General features: G+C 38.2%; 11 protein-coding genes. 9 read left to right on the top strand and 2 right to left on the bottom strand.

What is annotated here, in order from left to right; translation table 11 throughout:
* Nucleotides 1-73 precede the first annotated feature (73 nt).
* The 6 genes from purL (at nucleotide 74) to AC2S94_RS14150 (ending at nucleotide 11,763) form a co-directional block, all read left to right on the top strand.
* Nucleotides 74-3,739, top strand: a complete 3,666-nt coding sequence (gene purL, locus AC2S94_RS14125; protein ID WP_484629195.1) for a phosphoribosylformylglycinamidine synthase — start codon at nucleotides 74-76, stop codon at nucleotides 3,737-3,739.
* A gap of 123 nt (nucleotides 3,740-3,862) precedes the next feature.
* On the top strand, nucleotides 3,863-5,641 hold the full coding sequence (locus AC2S94_RS14130) for an AMP-dependent synthetase/ligase (RefSeq protein ID WP_484629196.1): 1,779 nt from the start codon (nucleotides 3,863-3,865) through the stop codon (nucleotides 5,639-5,641).
* Between the two features lie 162 nt (nucleotides 5,642-5,803).
* Nucleotides 5,804-6,256 carry a MarR family winged helix-turn-helix transcriptional regulator gene (locus AC2S94_RS14135; RefSeq protein WP_484629197.1) on the top strand — a complete coding sequence of 151 codons (453 nt, stop codon included), beginning with the start codon at nucleotides 5,804-5,806 and terminating at the stop codon, nucleotides 6,254-6,256.
* 18 nt (nucleotides 6,257-6,274) lie between these two features.
* Nucleotides 6,275-8,680, top strand: a complete 2,406-nt coding sequence (locus AC2S94_RS14140; protein WP_484629198.1) for a 3-hydroxyacyl-CoA dehydrogenase/enoyl-CoA hydratase family protein — start codon at nucleotides 6,275-6,277, stop codon at nucleotides 8,678-8,680.
* A 38-nt stretch (nucleotides 8,681-8,718) separates the two neighbouring features.
* Nucleotides 8,719-9,909, top strand: coding sequence for an acetyl-CoA C-acyltransferase (locus AC2S94_RS14145; protein WP_484629199.1), 1,191 nt, complete (start codon nucleotides 8,719-8,721; stop codon nucleotides 9,907-9,909).
* Between the two features lie 45 nt (nucleotides 9,910-9,954).
* Nucleotides 9,955-11,763, top strand: a complete 1,809-nt coding sequence (locus AC2S94_RS14150) for an acyl-CoA dehydrogenase family protein (protein ID WP_484629200.1) — start codon at nucleotides 9,955-9,957, stop codon at nucleotides 11,761-11,763.
* 72 nt (nucleotides 11,764-11,835) lie between these two features.
* Here the strand turns inward: AC2S94_RS14150 and AC2S94_RS14155 are convergent, their stop codons facing one another.
* Nucleotides 11,836-12,837: a hypothetical protein gene (locus AC2S94_RS14155; protein ID WP_484629201.1), complete on the bottom strand. Its 1,002-nt coding sequence runs from the start codon at nucleotides 12,835-12,837 to the stop codon at nucleotides 11,836-11,838.
* A gap of 351 nt (nucleotides 12,838-13,188) precedes the next feature.
* Here AC2S94_RS14155 and AC2S94_RS14160 point away from each other — a divergent pair, with 351 nt between their 5' ends.
* The 3 genes from AC2S94_RS14160 to AC2S94_RS14170 all read left to right on the top strand — a co-directional run bounded on the left by AC2S94_RS14160 (nucleotide 13,189) and on the right by AC2S94_RS14170 (nucleotide 17,255).
* Complete coding sequence (locus AC2S94_RS14160; RefSeq protein WP_484629202.1) at nucleotides 13,189-14,247, top strand: zinc metalloprotease; 1,059 nt, start codon at nucleotides 13,189-13,191, stop codon at nucleotides 14,245-14,247.
* 169 nt (nucleotides 14,248-14,416) lie between these two features.
* Nucleotides 14,417-16,117, top strand: a complete 1,701-nt coding sequence (locus tag AC2S94_RS14165; protein WP_484629203.1) for a mechanosensitive ion channel family protein — start codon at nucleotides 14,417-14,419, stop codon at nucleotides 16,115-16,117.
* Nucleotides 16,118-16,205: 88 nt separating this feature from the next.
* On the top strand, nucleotides 16,206-17,255 hold the full coding sequence (locus AC2S94_RS14170) for a mechanosensitive ion channel family protein (protein WP_484629204.1): 1,050 nt from the start codon (nucleotides 16,206-16,208) through the stop codon (nucleotides 17,253-17,255).
* Here AC2S94_RS14170 and AC2S94_RS14175 read toward each other — a convergent pair.
* A complete protein-coding gene (locus AC2S94_RS14175; RefSeq protein WP_484629205.1) occupies nucleotides 17,252-19,048 on the bottom strand; it encodes a glycoside hydrolase family 15 protein in 1,797 nt (598 codons plus the stop codon). The genes AC2S94_RS14170 and AC2S94_RS14175 overlap by 4 nt on opposite strands.
* Nucleotides 19,049-19,087 lie beyond the last annotated feature (39 nt).

A 19,087-nucleotide genomic window follows, 5' to 3' on the forward strand; every position in this document is an offset into this window, starting at 1 on the left:
TAAGCATTAATTTTATGTATTAGCATTAAAAAAGTAAATTTGTGCCTTTAAAACAACAACAAACACAACTTAAATGATCCTTTTCTTCGGAAACCAAACTACCAAGGTTTTTGCTGTGGAAACACACTCAGAACTTTCAGCCCAGGAAATTTCAAAACTAAACTGGCTTTTCGGAAATACTCAACAAATAAATAAATCTGCACTGGCAGATTTTTTTGTTGGTCCACGTGCCGCCATGATCACTCCCTGGAGTACCAATGCTGTGGAAATCACCCAAAATATGGGAATTCACGGCCTTATTAGAATTGAAGAATTTCTGAGAGTAGATGAACATTTTCATGATTTTGATCCAATGCTTTCTCAAAAATATAAAGGTCTGGACCAGGATATTTTTGATATTCATATTAACCCCGCGCCGATCATTGATGTTGAAGATATCGAGGCTTTCAATCAGAAAGAAGGTTTGGCATTGAATGAAGAGGAAGTAAAATATCTTGAAGGTCTTGCAGATAAATTGGGTAGAAAATTAACTGATTCTGAGGTCTTCGGATTTTCTCAGGTAAATTCTGAGCACTGCAGACATAAGATCTTCAATGGAACCTTTGTAATTGATGGTGAGGAAAAACCGTTATCATTATTCAAATTGATCAGGAAAACTTCTGAAGAAAATCCAAATAATATTGTCTCAGCTTATAAAGACAACGTTGCTTTCGTAAAAGGACCGCGTGTAGAGCAATTCGCTCCAAAAGCTGCTGATATTCCTGAATATTACCAGGTAAAAGATTTCGATTCTGTAATATCTCTAAAAGCAGAAACTCATAATTTTCCTACTACGGTAGAGCCATTCAATGGAGCAGCTACAGGAAGTGGTGGTGAAATTAGAGACAGGCTTGCCGGTGGAAAAGGTTCTTTGCCGCTTGCAGGAACTGCTGTATATATGACTTCCTATTCCCGACTGGAAAAAGACAGAAAATGGGAGAACGGAATGAAAAAAAGAGACTGGTTATACCAGACTCCTATGGATATTTTAATAAAAGCTTCCAATGGAGCTTCAGACTTCGGAAACAAATTTGGTCAGCCATTGATTTCCGGTTCTGTACTTACTTTCGAACATTCTGAGCATGAACGAGAGCTCGGTTATGATAAAGTGATCATGCTTGCCGGGGGAATAGGTTATGGAAAAGAAAACCAGGCTTTGAAAGATGTTCCGAAAAAAGGAGATAAAATCGTTGTTCTTGGTGGTGAAAATTACCGGATTGGTATGGGTGGTGCTGCCGTATCTTCCGCAGACACTGGTGAATTTAGTAGTGGTATTGAATTAAATGCCATACAGCGATCTAACCCCGAAATGCAAAAAAGGGCAGCCAATGCAGTTCGTGGAATGGTTGAAAGTGATGATAACCCAATCGTTTCCATTCATGATCATGGAGCTGGCGGACATTTAAATTGTCTAAGTGAACTTGTAGAAGAAAAAGGTGGAAAGATTGATTTGGATGCACTTCCTGTAGGTGATCCTACTCTTTCTGCTAAAGAAATCATTGGTAACGAATCTCAGGAAAGAATGGGATTGGTAATTGGAGAAGCAGAAATCGCTCAGCTGAAAAGAGTTGCAGACAGGGAACGCTCTCCAATGTATGAAGTTGGAAATGTAACCGGGGATCATCGCTTTACATTTCAAGGAGAAAAATCTGGTGAAAAACCGATGGATCTTGAGCTTTCAGATATGTTCGGGAGCTCTCCAAAAACGATCATGAATGATAAGTCGGTAAAGAGAAATTATGATAAAATAAATTATGAAACTTCTAAAATTCATGAATATCTAAACCAGGTTCTACAACTGGAAGCCGTTGCTTGTAAAGACTGGTTGACTAATAAGGTAGACCGTTGTGTTTCCGGAAGAGTCGCCAAACAACAAACTGCAGGTCCACTACAATTACCACTTAACAACTGTGGTGTAATGGCACTGGATTATAATGGTAAGGAAGGGGTTGCGACTTCAATTGGCCACTCCCCTATTTCTGCACTTGTAGATCCTGTGGCCGGCTCAAAGAATTCCATCGCAGAGTCACTTTCCAACATTGTCTGGGCTCCGCTGGAAAAAGGGTTGAAATCTATTTCTCTTTCTGCCAACTGGATGTGGCCCTGTAATAATGAAGGTGAAGATGCCAGGCTTTATGAGGCTGTAGAAGGAGTATCAAATTTTGCAATTTCTCTGGGCATCAATGTGCCTACCGGAAAGGATTCTCTTTCAATGAAGCAGAAATACAAGGATAAACAGGTTATTTCTCCTGGTACCGTAATTATTTCTGCCGCCGGACACTGTAATGACATTACTAAAATTGTGGAGCCAGTTCTTCAGCAGGACGGTGGTAACATTTATTATATAAACTTATCTCAGGATTCCTTTAAACTTGGAGGTTCTTCATTCGCTCAGATTCTTAATAAAGTTGGAAATGAAGTCCCAACAATTAAAAATGATAAGAAGTTTGCTGATGCTTTCAATGCAATTCAGGAATTGATAAAAAAGGACCTTATCCTTGCAGGGCATGATGTGGCTTCCGGAGGTTTGATCACAACCTTACTAGAAATGTGTTTTGCCGATGTAGATCTTGGCGCAGATCTAAATCTTTCAACTCTTGGGGAAAAAGATATCGTTAAGCTATTATTTAATGAAAACTGCGGAATTGTATTCCAGGCAAAGGACAATTCAGTAGAAGAAATTTTGAGTGAGAAAGGAATTGAATTTTTCAATATCGGAAAGGTTTCAAAATCCAATGAATTAAGAATTCAGAATTCAGGAGCAGACCTTAGTTTTAATATTTCAGAATTGAGAGATACCTGGTACAGGACTTCTTTCCTTTTAGATGAGAAACAAAGTGGAATTGACAAGGCTACTGAAAGATTCCATAACTACAAGGAGCAGCCGCTTCAGTTTAAGTTTCCTGAACATTTTACCGGAGAATTACCTGTATTAAATTCAGATAAGCCTAGAATCAAAGCTGCAATTATTCGCGAAAAGGGTTCAAATTCTGAACGCGAAATGGCAAGGGCCATGTATTTAGCAGGTTTTGATGTAAAAGATGTTCATATGACCGATTTAATAACGGGTCGTGAAACTCTTGAAGATATTCAATTTATTGCTGCCGTTGGAGGATTCTCGAATTCAGATGTTCTGGGAAGTGCCAAAGGTTGGGCCGGAGCATTTTTATATAATGAAAAAGCTAAGGAAGCCTTGGATAAGTTCTTTGCCAGAAAGGATACTCTATCCCTTGGAGTTTGTAACGGTTGCCAGCTATTTATTGAACTGGGACTTATAAATCCTGACCACGATCAAAAGCCAAAAATGCTCCATAATGAATCTCATAAATTCGAATGTAATTTTACTTCCGTAGAAATTCAGGAAAATAATTCTGTAATGCTTTCTACACTGGCAGGTTCAAAATTAGGGATCTGGGCAGCGCATGGTGAGGGTAAATTCAGTTTCCCGTATGAGGAAGAAAAATATAACATTGTGGGTAAATACGGTTATGAAGGCTACCCCGCGAATCCAAACGGATCTCATTACAATACTGCGGTACTAACCGATGAAACAGGTAGACATCTGGTAATGATGCCTCACCTGGAACGTTCTACTTTTCAGTGGAACTGGGCACATTATCCTAAAAACAGAAAAGACAAAGTTTCTCCATGGCATGAAGGATTTGTAAATGCCAGAAAATGGCTGGAAAAGAAGCAGTAAGCAAAGTTTTTTATGAATTATTTTGAAGGGATGCTAAAAACATCCCTTCTTTTTTGAATTATCAATTTGATGTAGCCCTCTTTTTTGCTATTTTGCAAGGCATATCTAAAATTGTTCAATTTCATGAATGAAATAAAACGACTCTTTGACTTCCCATATCACCAACTTGAAAACCATCCGTTACAGGAAGCTTTGGCCACCAAGTACAATGGCAAATGGGAAACACTTTCTACACAGGAATATATTGATAAAGCGAACACGGTAAGCCGCGGACTTCTAAGATTAGGCGTTAAGCCTAACGATAAAATTGCAGTCATTTCTACTACCAATAGAACTGAATGGAATGTTATGGATATTGGAATTCTGCAATTAGGTGCTCAAAACGTACCAATATATCCTACTATTTCTGAAGATGATTACGAATATGTTCTTAATCATAGTGGAGCGACTTATTGCTTTGTTTCAGATCAGGAAGTTCTGGATAAAGTAAATCGAATCAAAGGAACTACTCAACTTAAAGATGTATATAGTTTTGATGAGATCACCGGATGCAAGAACTGGAAAGAAATACTTGAAAGCGGTGAAGACAAAGGGAATCAGGATGAAGTTGAAAAACTGAAAAAAGCTGTAAAGACAGACGATCTTGCTACTTTAATATATACTTCTGGTACAACCGGTAGACCTAAGGGAGTGATGCTTTCACATGAAAACATCGTAAGCAACGTTTTAGGAAGTGCACCACGTGTACCATTTGAAATTGGCACATATAAAGCCTTGAGCTTCTTACCAGTTTGTCATATTTTCGAAAGAATGATACTGTATCTATATCAGTATTATTCTGTTTCCATTTATTTTGCTGAATCCATAGAAATGATCAGTGATAACTTGAAAGAAGTTAAACCTCACGTGATCACAGCAGTTCCAAGATTATTGGAAAAAGTTTACGATAAGATTATCGCAAAAGGAACAGCGCTTGGCGGAATAAAACAAAAATTATTTTACTGGGCAGTTGAGTTAGGTCTTGAATATGAACCCTATGGTGCTAATGGCTGGTGGTACGAAACTAAGCTTAAATTAGCTCGTAAACTGATCTTCTCGAAATGGAAAGAAGGTTTAGGCGGAAATATTGATCTTATAGTTTCCGGAAGTGCCGCTCTTCAGCCAAGACTTGCAAGGGTTTTTGCCGCAGCAGAAATTCCGGTAATGGAAGGTTACGGTTTAACCGAGACTTCTCCAGTGATCGCCGTAAATGACGAGCGTAATCATGGTTTTAGAATTGGAACCGTTGGAAAAGTATTGGACAACGTAGAAGTAAAGATTGCTGAAGATGGAGAGATCCTGGCAAAAGGTCCTAATATTATGAAGGGTTACTACAAAGACCAGGAAAAAACAAATGAAGTTATTGAAAATGGATTTTTCCATACTGGTGACATTGGGGAGATCGATAAGGACGGATTCCTGAAGATTACTGACAGGAAGAAAGAAATGTTCAAGACTTCAGGTGGAAAATATGTTGCGCCGCAGTTAATTGAAAATACCATGAAACAATCCCGCTTTATCGAGCAGATCATGGTAGTTGGAGATGGTGAAAAAATGCCTGCAGCGCTAATCCAACCAAATTTTGAATTTATTACAGACTGGGCAGCAAGAAAGAATATCGATCTTGGAGATAAAACTCCGGCCGATATTGCCAGAAACAGTATGGTAAGAGATAGAATTCAGGAAGAAGTTGATTTCTATAATCAGAAATTCGGAAAGTGGGAAAGAGTGAAAACTTTTGAACTTACTCCGGAAGCATGGACGGTGGAAGATGAACATCTTACTCCTACTATGAAACTAAAGAGGAGAATAATTAGAGAAAAATATAAGGATCTTTATGAGAAACTTTACAATCGCTTTTAATTAAGCATTAAGAAAATGACAAAAAAAGCCCCTCAGAATCAGAGGGGCTTTTTTGTTTTAAGAATTTTAACGGTATTAATTCACGATATTAATATTTTTAAGCTTATTTTATTATGCATGCATAATATTTTTTCCTAACTTTGGATTCATTCAAAAATCCAGATGAAAGAAAAAACCATAGATTATGTATTGCGTGCCACCTGGATGGCAGTTTCCAAAATGTATAATGAGGAAGCTGGAAAAGCAGGCAGCACCATGGCAACGGGTTTTGCTCTTTTAAGCATAGATCCAGAAGAAGGAACCCCATCTACCTCACTTGGCCCGAAAATGGGCATGGAAGCTACCAGTCTTTCAAGGATTTTAAAGACAATGGAAGAAAAAGGTCTCATCGTAAGAAAGAAAAATCCGAATGATGGAAGAAGTGTTTTAATTCATCTAACAGATTTTGGAAAGGAAATGCGAGATTATTCAAAAAGAGTAGTTCTCAGGTTTGATGAAGCCGTAAAGGAAAATGTTTCAGATAAAGACCTAAAAACATTTATAGAGGTAGCAAATACTATTCTAGACCTCATAAGTGAAAAGAAAATATATACCGAAGAAATTAGTATCAGATAAAACATTAAAAACCAAGAAATGAAAAGAAGGATTAATAAAGTAGCAGTGATCGGATCCGGAATTATGGGTAGCGGTATCGCTTGCCATTTTGCCAATATTGGCGTGGAAGTGTTGCTTCTGGACATTGTTCCTCGTGAACTGAATGAAAAAGAAAAGAAAAAAGGCCTGAGCCTGGAAGATGAAGTGGTTCGTAACAGGATTGTAAACGATTCTCTTCAGGAGTCTGTTAAGTCGAAGCCCTCACCTATTTACCACAAAGACTTTGTAAATAGAATTTCTACCGGGAACTTGGAAGATGACATCGAAAAAGTTTCAGAAGTAGACTGGATCATTGAGGTTGTTGTTGAGCGTCTGGATATTAAAAAACAGGTTTTTGAGAACCTTGAAAAGCATAGAAAACCGGGAACTCTGATTACTTCCAATACTTCAGGTATTCCTATTAATTTCATGACCGATGGTAGAAGTGATGATTTTAAAAAACATTTCTGCGGAACACACTTCTTTAATCCTCCAAGATATTTAAGATTATTTGAGATCATTCCAGGAAAGGAAACTTCACCTGAAGTTCTTGATTTTCTTGAGATGTACGGCGAAAAATTTCTAGGAAAGAAATCTGTTCTTGCCAAAGATACTCCTGCATTTATTGGTAACCGAATTGGTATTTTCTCAATCATGAGTCTTTTCCATACGGTAAAAGATATGGGAATGACTATTGAAGAGGTTGATAAATTAACCGGTCCGGTAATAGGTCGCCAAAAATCTGCAACCTTTAGAACGGTAGATGTGGTGGGTCTTGATACTTTAGTACATGTGGCTAACGGATTGCATGAGAATGTTCCAAATGATGAACAACATGACCTGTTCAAACTACCAGATTTCATCAATACCATGATGGAAAATAAATGGTTAGGTAGTAAGACCGGACAGGGCTTCTATAAAAAAATTAAAAAAGACGATGGTTCCAGCGAGATCAAATCTCTTGATTTGAATACGATGGAATATCGCGATAGAAAAAGTGCTTCTTTCGCTACGCTTGAGATGACTAAAACCATCGATAATGTAGAAGATCGTTTTGAAGTACTGGTAAAAGGAAAAGATAAAGCCGGGGATTTCTATAGAAAGAGTTTCTCTGCTCTCTTCGCTTATGTTTCTAATAGAATTCCTGAAATTTCAGATGAGCTTTATAAGATCGATGATGCCATGAAAGCAGGATTCGGTTGGGAACATGGTCCATTCCAAATCTGGGATGCGATTGGTGTTCAAAAAGGTATTGAAATGATGAAAGCTGAAGGTTATGAACCTGCAGCATGGGTGAACGAAATGCTGGAAAGCGGAAACGATAGTTTCTATACTGTAAAAGAAGGAAACACCTACTATTACAATATTGACGATAAAAAGCAAACTAAAGTTCCTGGTCAGGATGCATTCATCATTCTTGACAATATTAGGGAGTCTAAAGAAGTATTCAAGAATAGCGGAGTTGTAGTTGAAGATCTTGGCGACGGAATTCTGAATGTTGAATTCAGAAGTAAAATGAATGCTATTGGTGGCGATGTTCTTGACGGAATCAATAAGGCTATAGATATGGCCGAAAAAGATTACCAGGGACTGGTTGTTGCGAATAATGGTAAAAACTTTTCTGTGGGTGCGAACATCGGAATGATCTTCATGATGGCAGTTGAGCAGGAATATGAAGAGCTGAACATGGCGATCAAATATTTCCAGGATACTATGATGAGAATGCGCTACTCCTCTATTCCAACGGTTGCCGCTCCTCATGCGATGACGCTTGGTGGTGGATGTGAAATGTCACTTCACGCTGATAAGGTAGTTGCCGCTGCAGAAACCTACATCGGATTAGTTGAATTTGGTGTTGGTGTCATTCCTGGTGGCGGTGGAACTAAAGAAATGACCGTTAGAGCTGCCGATACTTTCCAGAAAGATGATGTAGAGTTAAACCGATTGAGAGAACACTTCCTTACTATTGGAATGGCGAAGGTTTCAACTTCAGCTTATGAAGCTTATGACCTGAATATTCTTCAAAAAGGGAAAGATATAGTGGTTGTAAATCCAGACAGACAATTAGCGATCGCTAAGAAACATGCGTTGCTAATGGCTGAAAACGGATATACAAAACCAATTGAACGTACAGATATTAAAGTACTTGGTAAACAGGCATTAGGGGCATTCCTTGTAGGAACAGACCAGATGGCTGCCGGGAAATATATCAGTGAACACGATAAGAAGATCGCGAACAAACTGGCCTATGTAATGGCTGGTGGTGATCTTTCAGAAAACCAATTGGTAAGCGAGCAGTATTTATTAGAACTGGAACGAGAAGCTTTCCTATCGCTAACAGGAGAGAGAAAAACTCTGGAGCGTTTACAGCACATGCTGAAAAAAGGAAAACCGCTTAGAAACTAAGAGTAGTTTAAAGTTCTAAAAATCAAAAATTACAAAAAATGAAAACAGCATATATAGTTAAAGCATATAGAACCGCAGTAGGAAAGGCTCCAAGAGGTGTATTCCGCTTCAAAAGACCTGATGAACTGGCTGCGGAAACCATCCAGTATATGATGGATAAATTACCTGATTTCGATAAAACGCGAATTGATGACGTAATGGTTGGAAACGCGATGCCCGAAGCAGAACAGGGATTGAACGTTGGTAGATTGATTTCCTTAATGGGATTGAAGATCGAAGATGTTCCAGGCATGACCGTGAACAGATACTGTGCTTCAGGATTGGAAACAATCTCCATCGCTACTGCTAAAATTCAAAGCGGTATGGCCGATTGTGTCATCGCAGGTGGAGCTGAGAGTATGAGTTACATCCCAATGGGAGGTTACAAACCGGTGCCAGATTACAAGCTGGCTAAAGAAGGTCATGAAGATTATTACTGGGGAATGGGATTAACTGCAGAAGCAGTTGCTAATAAATACAAAGTTTCCCGAGAAGATCAGGACGAATTTGCTTACAATTCTCATCAGAAAGCGATCAAAGCCCAGGCGGAAGATCGTTTTCAGGATCAGATCGTTCCAATTACCATCGACGAAACTTATGTTGATGAAAATGGTAAAAAGCAAACAAAATCCTATACTGTAAATAAGGACGAAGGTCCAAGAAAAGATACTTCTATTGAGGTTCTGAATAAACTAAGGCCAGTATTCGCTGAAGGCGGAAGTGTAACGGCCGGTAACTCTTCACAAATGAGTGACGGTGCTGCTTTTGTTATGGTGATGAGCGAAGATATGGTTAAGGAGTTAAATCTTGAGCCTATTGCAAGAATGGTAAGTTACTCTGCAGTTGGTGTAGAACCAAGAATTATGGGTATCGGGCCAGTTCATGCAATTCCAAAAGCTCTAAAACAAGCCGGACTTAAGAAGGAAGATATGGAGCTAATAGAATTGAATGAGGCATTCGCTTCTCAATCTTTAGCCGTGATAAGAGAACTAGGACTGGATAAGGATAAAGTAAATCCAAATGGTGGCGCAATCTCTATGGGTCACCCGCTTGGTTGTACAGGAGCTAAACTTTCTGTTCAGATCTTTGATGAAATGCGTAAGCGTGAATTGAAAAACAAACATTGTATGGTAACCATGTGTGTTGGTACAGGTCAGGGAGCAGCAGGAGTCTTTGAATTTTTAAATTAATAATCTTACGTGAGACCTGGTTCTCACAGCAAACTTTTATAAAAAATGAGTACAGATACAGCTAAAAAAGATCTTTTAAGAGGTGGTCAGTTCCTGGTAAAGGAGACCAAATGTGAAGATGTCTTCACCCCTGAAGATTTTAACGAGGAACAAAAAATGATGCGTGATTCCGTTAAGGAATTTGTTGATCGCGAAATTTGGCCTCACAAAGAAGAATTTGAAAAAAAGAATTATGGATTAACCGAAGAGGTGATGCGTAAAGCCGGTGAACTTGGATTTCTAGGTGTTGCCGTACCAGAAGAATATGATGGTCTTGGAATGGGCTTCGTTTCTACCATGTTGGTTTGCGATTATATTTCTGGTGCTACAGGTTCTGTAGCCACCGCTTTTGGAGCACATACAGGAATTGGTACCATGCCAATCACTCTTTATGGTACTGAGGAACAAAAGAAAAAATATGTTCCAAAACTTGCTACCGGTGAATGGTTTGGAGCTTACTGTTTAACTGAACCAGACGCAGGTTCTGATGCGAATTCAGGAAAAACGAAAGCTGTTCTTTCTGACGATGGAAAATATTATAGCATCAGCGGACAGAAAATGTGGATTTCCAATGCAGGATTTGCCGATGTATTTATCGTTTTCGCCAGAATTGAAGATGATAAAAATATTACCGGGTTTATCGTTGAGAATGATAAGGAGAATGGAATCAGCTTTGGTGAAGAAGAGAAGAAATTAGGTATTCACTCCTCTTCAACCCGTCAGGTATTCTTTAACGAGACAAAAGTTCCTGTAGAGAATATGCTTTCTGATCGTGGTAACGGTTTTAAGATCGCAATGAATGCTCTAAATGTTGGACGTATCAAATTGGCTGCGGCCTCTTTAGATGCACAACGAAGAGTTACAGATCTAGCCACTAAATATGCCAATGATAGAGTTCAATTTGACACTCCTATTGCAAAATTCGGTGCTATAAAGTCTAAGTTAGCTGAAATGGCTACTTCAGCCTATGTTGGTGAAGCAGCGTCATACCGTGCGGCTAAAAACATCGAGGACAGAATCAATATTCGTCTTGAGGATGGAGCTTCTCATTCAGAAGCTGAGTTAAAAGGTGTTGAGGAATATGCAATTGAATGTTCTATTTTAAAGGTTGCCTGTTCAGAAGATGTTCAGAATTGTAGTGATGAAGGTATCCAGGTTTACGGTGGTATGGGATTCTCTGCAGACACGCCGATGGAATCTGCCTGGAGGGATGCACGTATTGCACGTATCTATGAAGGTACTAACGAGATTAACAGGATGCTTTCTGTAGGAATGTTGGTTAAAAAGGCAATGAAAGGGCATGTTGATCTTCTAGGTCCGGCCACGAAGGTTGCAGATGAGCTTACTGGAATTCCATCTATGGAAAAACCTGATTATTCTGAACTTTTCGCGGAAGAGAAAGAAATGATCGCTAAGCTTAAAAAAGTATTCTTAATGGTTGCAGGTAGCGCCGTTCAAAAATTCGGTCCACAACTGGAAGAACACCAGCAATTACTTTTAGCTGCAGCCGATATTCTTATCGAAATCTATATGGCGGAATCCGGAATTCTTAGAGCAGAAAAGAATGCTAAGAAACTAGGAGCAGATGCGCAGAAGGAACAGATTGCAATGGCTAAACTTTATCTTTACCATGCGGTAGAAACTGTGAATACTAAAGCTAAAGAAGGTATTGGTTCCTTTGCTGAAGGTGATGAGCAGCGTATGATGCTTATGGGCCTTAAGAGGTTTACTAAGTATACGAATATGCCGAATGTAGTTCAATTGAGAAATACAATTGCAGAGAAGTTAACTTCAGAAAATAAATATTGTTTCTAAGAAACATTCTTTTAAACTGAAAAAAGCCACTCAAATAGAGTGGCTTTTTTTTATCAAAACAAATTTAAAAAACTACATATTAGGCCATTCAGCCCAATTTGCGCAATGGCCTGCTTTATCAGTTTTTTCAACCGAAGTTTGTATTCCAGAATAAGTTGCATTCATTACCGCTCTAGGTGAAAAATGTATTTTGCCATTAGCATTCGTCCTAAAGGCCTCTCCAAAATGCGCCTGACTTAATCCGTGACCAGCTTCATGTAAAGCAATAGTTTCAATATCATATGTACTACCATCATTCCAGGTAAAGGTGTCATTGTAATATATTTCTCTAAATGCAACATCTGCTTTACCGTTATTATCGGTGTCTACCAAATTTCCATTAGCATCAGTAAAAGTATAAGTTAAAGTTACCCCAAGAATGAATTCAGATCCCTTCTCGGTTAGAAAATCAAAAAACTCCGCTTCTAACCAACCCCCATGATAAACATCTGCTATATATATAGGTGCTCCGCCAAAATCATTTCCAGAGAATATACCATAGAAATATGCAAAAACTCCGTATTCCTGCAATTCCTCACCTTCTTCTGCTTCATCATAAGGGATTTCGTATAAACCAATATCTGAACAGTCTACATCCTTCCAGCTATCCATTGCTCTTCCAATAGCAGCGGTACTAATATTTACATCGATATCGGTAGAAGGACGATTTTTATCAATATAATATGATACATCTGAAGTGCCGTCATAATTTAGGTTTGGAACAAAATCTGAAGATAACATTTTGTTGCCGCGGTTCGTAAAAAAGATGGTAGTTCCCAATTCTTCTGAACCATCAGCTGTAATATACTCCGCTGAAAATAATGATACATTATAATCTCCTATTTTCGACTTTACCTCGGAGTCTATATCATTTGGTAATTTGATATTTAACGAATTATTTTCCAGTGGTCTGAACTCCACTGCTGGAGTTTCAAGTTTTTGTACTTCCGCAATTCCAGGATTTTCAATTTCCTTTTCACAGGATGCCAGCAATCCTATGCTAAGGGCTAACATTGTAAGTTTAGTTTTTCTCATAACAGGTTTTTAAATTTTACAGGAAATTAGATAAAAGAAACTTTTGATTATAATGAACAATTCTTAAAGTTTTAAGATTTTTACATTAAGGTTAATAACATCCTGAATTGAGCTAATCATAAATTTCTGATAATCAATTTCTCAAAAAATCAATCAAATCAATTTTTAAAATTTTCATTAGATATTTGATAACGAGTAAATTGGACAGCAGTAATTCGGAAATTTGCTGAACTTGCGTCGAAGTATGATTTTGAAAAGTTTTATTAAAGTCACAAAAAGTTTCGAATAGTGTTAAGAAAACATAAAATTTTAAATATATTCGGCAAAACTCAAACAAAAACTAGTTAAAACATGAAAAAAGTAATTTTAGGAATGGCCGCAATGGCTTTCTTATTTGCTTCTTGTGAGCAAGACCCCAAAGAAACCATTACTGAAGAGCAGCAAGCCCAGGTAGACATGAGTGATTTCTATCTCTACACAGATTCAGATGAAAGAAGATCTGAAAATGCTGCTGAAAAATGTTACAGTATGAAGAACCTTAACCGTCTTCTTAACGAAAACAAAGGACTTCATGAAAAAATGTACAATATTGAAAAGAACACTCGTTCAATTCTTGCAAAAAAACCAGCTGGTGCCGGAAATGGTAACGGTGGTGGCGGAACTGACGGTGGCGGCGGAACCACAGATCCGACTGACAACCTAGGAGTTGTAAATATTCCAGTAGTTGTACACGTAGTTTACAGTAATTCTCAACAGAATATTTCAGATCAGCAGATCAACTCTCAAATCGCAATTTTAAACGAAGACTTTAGAGCTACCAACTCTGATGTAAGCAACACCCCATCTGAATTTGCTGGTGTTGTAGCAGATGCTGAAGTTTCATTTACTCTTGCTGACGTACAGCGTCATAGTAACTCAAGAACTGAATGGGGAACAAGAGATGAGGTGAAATATGCTTATCCACCTGTATCTCCATCTAATACCCTTAACATCTGGGTAGCTAACATTGGTGGTGGAATTTTAGGTTATGCGCAGTTTCCTGGAGGACCTGCTGCTACTGATGGTGTAGTTATCGCTCCACAATTCTTCGGAAATACTGGTTATGTACAGTCTCCTTATGATGGTGGTAGAACTGCAACTCACGAGGTTGGTCACTACCTGAACCTTCGTCACATCTGGGGTGATGGAAGATGTCGTCAGGATGACTTCGTAGCTGATACTCCTGATTCTGACGGACCAAACTACGGATGTCCTTCTTACCCAACTGTTAATTGTAAGTCGGCAGATATGACTATGAACTACATGGATTATGTATATGACGATTGTATGTACATGTTCTCTGAAGGTCAGAAAGCTCGTATGAGAGCAATCTTCATGGATGGTGGTCCAAGAACTGGTTTCGTAAACTAATTCTTATCAACATATATTATTAAAGCCACCTAACCAGGTGGCTTTTTTTTTGCCATCGGTAATTTTATGCCTCAAAGTAAAAATGCTATATTAGAATTAGACCAATAAATTTCAAATGACCAACCAAACAAATTATACTCTAAAATTTTTTCTATTTCTCCTGCTGAACATGAGCTTGCTCTATTCGCAGGAGAATGATTCGATAGATAAATCTGAAGATCAGGATTTACCAACCAAGGAAACTATCGTAAAAGATAGTACCGCCAATGCTGGTAATACCCTGAATGAATATACAGATGCATATTATAAGGCGGGAAAATGGAATAAGGGTATCGGCTATCCTCCTGATGATATAAACCTGCAAACACCGCAGGCGGCACTTGAGCATTTTATAATTAATTCTAGGAACAATAACTTCAAACAGGCAGCCTACTCATTAAATCTTAATTTATTACCAGATAACCTTACCCATGAAGAAGCAGCTCTTTTAGCCGAAAAATTGAACTTTGTTTTTGAAAGACAAATTTCAATTGGCTGGGATGAACTTACAGATAGACCAGACGGACAAATAGATGTTACAACCTCCACCAACAAAGCGATTGCAGGTAAACCAAGAAGAAGTGTAAGTTTTGGTAAAACTGATCTAAAAGGAAGAGATATTGTATTTCGCTTGCAAAGAGTGAAATTTAAAGATAATAGCCCCATCTGGTTGATCTCTTCTCAAACGGTAGAGAATATTGAACCTCTATATAAAACATACGGCCCAAGGAAATTAGACAGAATGATTCCCAGTTGGATTAGTTTTGAAATTTTTGGAGTTCCTGTCTGGAAGTTGATCGGTACGATCTTATTGATTTTGCTGGCGTACTTTATATCACGCATAGTTTCCCATTATATTAGAAAAATATTCTCAGGCACAGAAAAATACTGGATTAAGAATATTGCTAACCGACTTGCTTCACCAGCCGGAGCCGCAGTTGGAATTTTGATCTTCTATTTACTACTGAATAACCTGATTTCGTTTACAGGTCCACTCGCGCGTGGATTGTATACCATGCTCCTGATCGTAATTATAGGCATTGTAACCTGGCTGGTAATGCGCATCATAGATTACATTATGGATTTCTTTGCGGAACACAAAGTAGATGATCTTAGCGAAGAGGAAAATGCTGAAGCCAGGAAAATGATGACCTACATTTCAGTTGGAAGAAGAATCTTCATTTTTGTAATTGTTTTTATTGGAGCCTCGGTAATATTTTCGCAATTCCCATCGCTGGAAAAACTCGGAATTTCTTTAATGGCCTCCGCTGGAATTGCGACAGTAGTTTTCGGTATAGCGGCGCAAAGCACTTTGGGGAATATTGTAGCTGGTGTCCAGATAGCCATTACCAAACCTGCCAAGATAGGTGATGCGGTAATAATTTCAGGCTCTTATGGCTTTGTTGAAGATATTACCTTCACCTACATGGTAGTAAGAACCTGGGATCTCAAGCGGAAGGTTATTCCTCTTAAATCTGTTATTTCTGAAAGCTTTGAAAATCTTTCCATGACAAGCTCAAAAAGTAAACTGGAGATTGAAATGCAAACAGATTACCGTGTAGATGTTTCAAAGATCAGGTCTAAATTCAAAGAACTTCTGGAGAATTATGAAGAATGGGATGATGATGAGGAAGCTACCGTACAGGTTGAGGCAATTACAAATCAGGTAATAAAAATTAGGTGCTTATGTACAGCCAAAGATTACCCTACCGCTTGGGACTTACATTGTAAAGTTCGCGAAGACCTCATTAAATATGTAGCAGAGCTTGAAGATGGAGTCTATTTATCAAAAACCAGGGTGAAACTAGAGCAAAATCACAATTCTGAATAGTATCGAAAACCTTATAGGTTAAACATTTCTAACTATTTAAAGCATTTCGAAAGATGCATTAACTTTAATGTGTCGAAAATAAGTGTATATGCTAGACCTTGAAAAGAATGGAATTTACTATCTGATTATTGGAATATTAGCTTTGGTTTTAAGTTTTACCATCGCATTTTTTATTCTGAAAAAGATCGGAAAAAATCCCAGGAATATTCTACCCGTAGATTTTGCTGAAAAATTACGTGTACCTCTTTTAATTTTTCTGGCTTCTCTAATAGCAAAGGTCGCGGTCATCAGTAAAATTTTCAGATATGATGCAACTAGAGAAATTGTTGGACATATAAGTACAATAACCATAATTCTAGGTATAGCTTGGTTTCTGATCTTATTTTTCAAAGTTTTCAAAAAAAGAATGCTCAGAAAATATGATGTTCACAGCACAAATAATTTAAAAGCAAGGAAAGTTTATACCCAGTATACCATTCTTGAAAATATCATCATCTTCATCATTGTAACATTAGCCCTCGGGATAGCTCTTATGAGTTTTGATAGCATACGTTCTGTAGGTGTAAGCCTTCTTACTTCCGCTGGAATTGCCGGGATAATAATTGGTCTGGCCGCTCAAAAGGCGATAGGAACGTTGCTCGCAGGGATTCAGATAGCGCTTACGCAACCAATTCGTTTGGATGATGTGGTGATCGTAGAAGGCGAATGGGGTTGGATAGAGGAAATCAATCTAACTTATGTAGTGGTGAGGATCTGGGATAAAAGAAGACTTGTGGTGCCAACTACTTATTTTATCGAAAATACCTTTCAAAACTGGACAAGAACCTCGGCAGATATTCTGGGTACAGTTTTTATCTATGCTGATTATGGGCTTCCTTTTGATGCAATTCGAAAAGAACAAACCAGGCTTTTAAATACTACAGATCTCTGGGACGGGAATGTAGATGTTTTGCAGGTAACCAATGCCACAGAAAAATCTGTTGAGCTAAGAGTATTGGTTAGCGCCAAAGATTCCCCAACGGCCTGGGACCTTCGAGTTTATCTTAGAGAAAAACTTTTAGAATTCATCCAGAAAAATTATCCTGAACATTTACCAAAAACCAGGGTTACGGTGAATAAGAATGATTCAGAAAGTTAATCCTGGAAAATCATTCCTTCCGTGGCGATACCTTTGCTGAAATTCGCTGCTGTCTCGATCAATGCAAGATGAGAATAAGCCTGAGGGAAATTACCAAGTAAACGTTTCGTTTTGAAATCAATGTCTTCACTGAATAGGCCTAAATGATTACTGTAAGAAAGCAACTGATCAAACATTTGTCTGGCCTTTTTCTTCTCTCCTATTTTATAAAGACTATCAATTAACCAGAAAGTACAAATGGTGAATGAAGAAGTTGGCTTTCCAAAATCATCGTTATTCTTATACCTATACATAAGTCCATCCTCACATAATTCTCTTTCAGTTGCCTGAACCGTGCTCACGAATCTTGGATCATCTGCTTCAATAAAGCCATATGACTGCATTAGCAAAGTAGAAGCATCAAGATCTGAAGAACCATAATATTGAGTGTATGCCTGTTTCTCCTCATTCCATCCATTAGTATAAATATCCTGATAGATCTCTTCCCGAAGAGCTTTCCATTTGGTATCATTAATACCCATTCTCAGCACCTCTCCTATTTTAATAGCTCTATCTACAGCAACCCAGCATAAAAGTTTTGAGAATACGAAGTGTCTGTCTTCTGTTCGTAGTTCCCAGATACCTTTATCTGGTTTCTTCCAATTCTCTTCAACGATCATTACAATTCCACGAACTACTGTCCATAAAGCTTCTGAGTTTTCCAAAGAAGTTTCAAACATCAGGAATTGCTGATAGATCACTTCCATCAAAATTCCGTAGATATCATTCTGTTTTTGGATATAAGCAGCATTACCAGTTCTCACCGGTTTTGAATCTTTATAACCTTCTAAATGAGTTAAAATATGCTCGGTTAGTTCTTTTTCCCCATTGATCCCGTACATGATCTGGATCTTTTCATCCTTATTAGGAATAATATCCAAAATGAATTGAAGAAAATCTTTAGCCGATTTGATATGACCAAGGCCTGCCATTACCTTTATTACCATCGAAGCATCTCGAATCCAGCAGAACCTGTAATCCCAGTTTCGCTCCTCTCCTATCGTTTCAGGCAACGAAGTAGTTGCCGCGGCAAGAACAGCTCCAGATTTTTTATATGACAGAGCTTTCAAAACCAGGGCGCTACGCATGATCTCGTTTCCGTAATGCGTGTATCTCGTAGTCTTATCGCTCCAGTTCATCCAATAAACCTTCGTACGCTGAAACTTCAGGTACGAACGGTCCAGGGATTGTTCCACCAGTTTTTCATGATAACCCACCAAACAATAGGCGTTTCCGGTAAGGGTAATCTCTTTTAATTCAAGGATATCATTCAGGTTAAAACTTGAGTAAAAGTAGGCTGAGTCATATTTACCTTCCTTGGTAAAACTCTTAATATATTCTCCTTTATGTTCGCTATAAGTCTTCTCACGAGCAAAATCCAACTTAGGATCATATTTGATCTTAAACTTTGGCTCCCCGCTGATCAACCTGAAAAACCTGATCACATCTGGCGGAGCATAATAAGATCCATCTTCACGTGGATACCTCGGCATAAAATCGATAAGCTGAAAAGAATCTTTTCCATTATCAAAAACAGTACTTAAAATATTGGTTTCCCAAAGATATTCCTGCTTGATCTCGTATTCGTCATCGATCAGAATTTCAAAACTTCCTCCTTTCTTTTCATCTAGAATTTTAGCGAACATCGCTGAGGAATCAAAATTGGGCATGCAACACCAATCGAGAGAACCTGTTTTAGAAATTAATGCTGCGCTTTTACAATTGCTTATAATACCGTAATCGAGGTTATCCATATATCTTAAAAATCTTATAAATCAATGGCTGTGTGAAAT

The organism is Christiangramia pacifica, from assembly GCF_057221535.1.

Coding starts and splice junctions, on each gene's coding strand:
- AC2S94_RS14150 (WP_484629200.1), top strand. CDS start 9,955: ATGAGTACAGATACAGCTAAAAAAGATCTTTTAAGAGGTGGTCAGTTC.
- AC2S94_RS14160 (WP_484629202.1), top strand. CDS start 13,189: ATGAAAAAAGTAATTTTAGGAATGGCCGCAATGGCTTTCTTATTTGCT.
- AC2S94_RS14135 (WP_484629197.1), top strand. CDS start 5,804: ATGAAAGAAAAAACCATAGATTATGTATTGCGTGCCACCTGGATGGCA.
- AC2S94_RS14170 (WP_484629204.1), top strand. CDS start 16,206: ATGCTAGACCTTGAAAAGAATGGAATTTACTATCTGATTATTGGAATA.
- AC2S94_RS14140 (WP_484629198.1), top strand. CDS start 6,275: ATGAAAAGAAGGATTAATAAAGTAGCAGTGATCGGATCCGGAATTATG.
- AC2S94_RS14130 (WP_484629196.1), top strand. CDS start 3,863: ATGAATGAAATAAAACGACTCTTTGACTTCCCATATCACCAACTTGAA.
- AC2S94_RS14175 (WP_484629205.1), bottom strand. CDS start 19,048: ATGGATAACCTCGATTACGGTATTATAAGCAATTGTAAAAGCGCAGCA.
- AC2S94_RS14155 (WP_484629201.1), bottom strand. CDS start 12,837: ATGAGAAAAACTAAACTTACAATGTTAGCCCTTAGCATAGGATTGCTG.
- AC2S94_RS14165 (WP_484629203.1), top strand. CDS start 14,417: ATGAGCTTGCTCTATTCGCAGGAGAATGATTCGATAGATAAATCTGAA.
- purL (WP_484629195.1), top strand. CDS start 74: ATGATCCTTTTCTTCGGAAACCAAACTACCAAGGTTTTTGCTGTGGAA.
- AC2S94_RS14145 (WP_484629199.1), top strand. CDS start 8,719: ATGAAAACAGCATATATAGTTAAAGCATATAGAACCGCAGTAGGAAAG.